Annotated in this window: 3 protein-coding genes; 1 reads left to right on the top strand and 2 read right to left on the bottom strand. The window is 53.6% G+C overall.

The genetic code is table 11. From position 1 onward, the window contains the following. Positions 1–33: 33 nt before the first annotated feature. Both ACXRVY_RS18600 and ACXRVY_RS18605 read right to left on the bottom strand, forming a co-directional pair. The gene (locus ACXRVY_RS18600; protein ID WP_458237946.1) at positions 34–2,673 is read right to left on the bottom strand and encodes a hypothetical protein; all 2,640 of its coding nucleotides are present in this window, start codon (positions 2,671–2,673) and stop codon (positions 34–36) included. A 523-nt stretch (positions 2,674–3,196) separates the two neighbouring features. Continuing rightward, a complete protein-coding gene (locus ACXRVY_RS18605; RefSeq protein ID WP_458237947.1) occupies positions 3,197–3,634 on the bottom strand; it encodes a hypothetical protein in 438 nt (145 codons plus the stop codon). A 288-nt stretch (positions 3,635–3,922) separates the two neighbouring features. Here ACXRVY_RS18605 and ACXRVY_RS18610 point away from each other — a divergent pair, with 288 nt between their 5' ends. Continuing rightward, on the top strand, positions 3,923–4,192 hold the full coding sequence (locus ACXRVY_RS18610; RefSeq protein WP_223462678.1) for a pyocin activator PrtN family protein: 270 nt from the start codon (positions 3,923–3,925) through the stop codon (positions 4,190–4,192). The last annotated feature ends 119 nt before the right edge of the window (positions 4,193–4,311 follow it).

Consider the following 4,311-nt stretch of genomic DNA (forward strand, 5'->3'; position numbering starts at 1 on the left):
GAGCAAATCGTTGAGCCCCCTCGATCCAACTATTTAAACTTTCCTGACAGTAAACCTCAGCCCCTGAATCCCCGGGGAGATTGCGTTGGTAGTGCCGTTATACAGCGTCACCTTGATCGTATCAGGCCCCGTTACCTGCGCAGAAACCAGCAGTGCGAACGGGTAGATACTTACATCCACTTGGTCCCCGAAGACGACTCCGCTCACCACGAAATCAAACGAAGTAAAACCGCCGGTGGCAATGGTGGGTACGCTCCAAGAACCTGTCGCCAGGATCGTTGCCGGAATGTACAGGCTTGGGTTTTCATACACTCGCAGCTTGCCAACCAACGCGCCCGGCAAGGCCACACCGACTGCAATAGTGTTACGCAGCCCACGGCCAACTCGGCCCGCCAGGTTATCGGGCGCAACTGCCACCTTGCAATCGACGATATCCCAAGTAGGGTTAGCTCCGGCAATGGGCGCCAATTCGCTGAGCGGTTTCAACAGATCCACGCCAGACAAGGCGACTGTGACATCTCCATGGTCGCCAGACACCAACAGCCGTTCGCCACTACCCGCCAGAGCACCGCCCTGCATGGTGAGCTTGGCTGTATTTCGGACACCGTAAACTGTCGCTCGACTGTTGGTAAGTTTCAGCTCCCCGACGTTGAGCGCATCATAGATCGGCCCTAAATATCGAATGTCTCCCCGGTACGCAACGGCGCTGTCAGCGATCTCCCAGTCCTTGGCGTGGAGCATACCGATCCATGCGTTAGCTACCTGGACGATGCACTGGTCCACTGTCGTGCGCTCACTAAACACCTTCAGATTCYTAATTTCAAACAGGGTCGTCAGGGATGATGTGAACTTGGCGGCACTCCGAATTCCTCGAATAGAGATAATGTTGTCCTCTACTTGCTTTCCTCCCTTAACTACAACACCGTCGATCAATACCCGATCAAAAAACTTGAAGGGGGTGGTGCGACCCAATGGGTCCGCCGTGGTATTGGTCTCGGCGAGGATCAAACGGGATACGGCATCGAGCTCAACGTTGTCGATACGCAGCGTACCGGAACACGATGGCGCATCGTCTCGTGGTTGGAACATCACCCCCGGCCCAGTAAATCGGGTGCCGTCAATGGTAAAGTCTCGGCCGGAGAACCCAACGCCGCGGTGCGAAAGACTGCCGCCCCGAATGATGTACCGACTGCCGAAGTGCTCATCGATACCATTCAGATGACAGTTGTAGAACAACACCAAATTGCCGTACATGGCGGCATAGGCACGCTCAGTTTTGATCCCTCCGACATCCCGGTCAGTGGCATCGATATAATGGTTAAACACCAAATGCGCCGACAGGAAGTTGCGGATTTTATAGGAGTCGAAGCCAGTCAAGTTGTAACCCAGCACGCGTGGAGAGTTCAGCACGAAATCGAAACACCCGAACATTTCGAAACCAAACCCCGCCCGGTTGGCCTTCGATGCATCAATGAACAAACCCTCGAAGTCCACGCAACTCTTATAGCAAGTGCGTAAAAGATCACGTGCCGTTCGGTCCGTGGTTGTATCTGCAACCAACGAAAGACCTACAATTTTGGTGCGTTGTGCTTTTTTTACAAAACGCAGAGTAACGCCGACCAAGTTATTGTAGGTGTACAAAATTGGGTCATGGACCGACCAGTCGTAATGGCTGAGCGAGTGGGTCTCTCGCTTCAAGTATGGCGTGTAATGAGCCTCGTTAACCCGATTGACGTTTACCTCATTCGAATAAATGACCAGGTAATATTCGGTGGGATTGAGGTTTGGTTCCATTCCCGATACGAAATTCAACTTCGTGTCTGAAGCGGTAAGCCCTGTCAGAATAGTGCCTGGGTATTCAACCACATTGGCCGTGCCGTCGAAGTACAACGCCGTCCAATTGCCATCGGCAACCGTGATCGGCCCCATGCAGTAAAGATTGACCGCTTTGTCCGGCAAGGTAACTGCGGATGCGATATGTACGCCAAGAGGGACAACCAGAGAGCCTCCCGCTGGAGTGGCGTTCCAAGCCGCGATTAAGGCAGGCGACCAGTCCCAAGTTTTGGGATCAGATGTCGGCTTGCTAATGATGCTGTCGGCATACTCCCACACGTTGTAGGCCTGCGCGGAAAGCATTTCCCCGACGGTTTTTATCGTTTCGGATAGGATTGTTCTCGACCACCCCACCTTCTGTGATCCGCCGGCCAGTGCCATCTCTTGGCGTAGCGAGTCGTCGCCGACCAACTTCAGCTTCGATTCGTCCGTAGCCCAGGTGGTGGTCGTGAGCGGAAGGAACTGACTTTTTACACGGTACTCGTTACCGAGATAGGAAACCGTTTGCGTGATCCTACTGAGCAAAAGTCCGGCGATATATGCCTCTGGCGACTCAAACCCACTCGCATCCATAAATGTGGCGAAATCAGAACGGCGAGATGCCTGGGCCGCATCGAACACCGATTCGCGGTTGGTCTGAGCACTATGAAACGCTTCACCCCGTTGCAACTGGTAGGTATCAAACTCTGCGATCATCCCCGGGATGCTTTTGCGATTCGCCCCAAGCCGATCTGTATATGTGGGCTCGGGCCCGTTCGTGAAGCTATCTAAGCATTTCGCGTTGTCCGACAAATCGCGCGGATCGGTGCTACCGATCGGGTTACGGGTGTTGTAGCTCATGGTCATCTCGCTCACACAGTAAGCCGCCGGCGCCGCAAATGAAGCGGTGCCGAGTGCACTGATTTTTATCAATTGCCGGCGACTAACCATTACGACCAACCTCAAAAGAGAATCGGTTGGCAGTGTACCGGCGCAGGCGTTGTAGGCCGAATGAAGAATGTACGAATCGTTGCAACAGACTGACGCAGACGCAGCCAAACACCATGCAGACCTACCCTGCTGGCCACTCGTGGTTTATGGCGCGGTCGAAGATGTCCGCCATAGCAACGTAGTCGGGTACAGTGATAATCCAGCCCGCGTCCAGAATGGGGCGCTTGAACAATTCGACTTTGGCGGTAACGCACCAGAAACAAACAGTCTCTGCTGCGCAGCAGCAGGCATTATTGACCCGCTTAGCGCCACCGCCGAGACACTTATACCCCACGAAAAGCTGCGCGGGGCAGCCGTACCTGACGCAACGCTAATCGCTCAGAATCGCCCGCCCGCGCAGCTTGTTGTGGGGTATAAATACTCGCCAGAAACTTCACACCAGCCGCAGACCAGACAACTTTCTGGCCGCATCGTGAATAGCCTGGGAATTCATCGAGAGCGTTGTCGCGCACCTCAATCTATCAATCGTGCCTGTATCGGAAAGAAGGCGCGCCATGACCACGCTCTGCTCCAGGGCGCCCCTAATAACCAGAAAGGGTTCCACCATATCGGGCAACGGCAAATCGACAGGATTAATGCCACGCATTGCGAGCAGCTGCTCCTCAACTGTGGTCATTATTTCAACTCGGGCAGCCTTGTCATTGGATTGAATTGTGTCGAAGTTCTGAAACAAAAGACTACTCACCGCAGCGGCACGCGTTGCAACACCGCAAYCCAGTCGAAACACCACTTCATCGTTAGTCCTGCGTGCCTGAGCCGTGTCACGCGCCTGTTTATTAGCTACAACCAATGCAGTTACAACCGCAGCCAAGCTACCGATTACTTGGAACCAAGCAGGCGCATCACTCTGCCAAAAAAACCAGAACCAGCCCTCCTACAACGAGCAATACACCCAGCGGGGAAAGCAACCACCAAACCAGTCTTTTACTGGTGAATATAGCGCCGTCAGCAATCATTGCTGGCTCCTTGCTCCAAAGCGGAAGCGAAGCATGCCCATATTCGCACAAACCGTCCATGGAGGTTCGGTGCTGCCGAGGTCGATGATGACCTTACTCAGAGCCAATACAGGTCCAGAAATTAAACCAATCGAGGTGGCGGCATGAACACCCTTTTTCTTCTGATGGCTCAATACAATGGGCAAGCAGTCATTCCACTGGATTGCGTTTGCGCAGATTACATGAATTTAACCGTAGAAAAATTCAAGCAAAAACGCCTATCAGGCGAGATCGATATTCCGGTGGTGCGCCTGGGCGCCAATAGCCAGAAGGCCGAGCTGGGCATCCATCTGAAAGACCTTTCAGACTACATCGACCGACAGCGTGAGAAAGCYGCAAAAGAGCAAAATCAGCTTATGGGACGCGCGGCATAAACCAAGGGGCCTAGGCCCCTTGGTTTATGCACGGACTTGTCCACCCATTTGAATTCGACCTGACCAATCATTTGCATCGGATTTGACCATCACGCTGCGTGGCCATGACCGGCAGAGAA

The sequence above is a fragment of the Pseudomonas sp. P5_A2_2 genome (genome assembly GCF_054177685.1).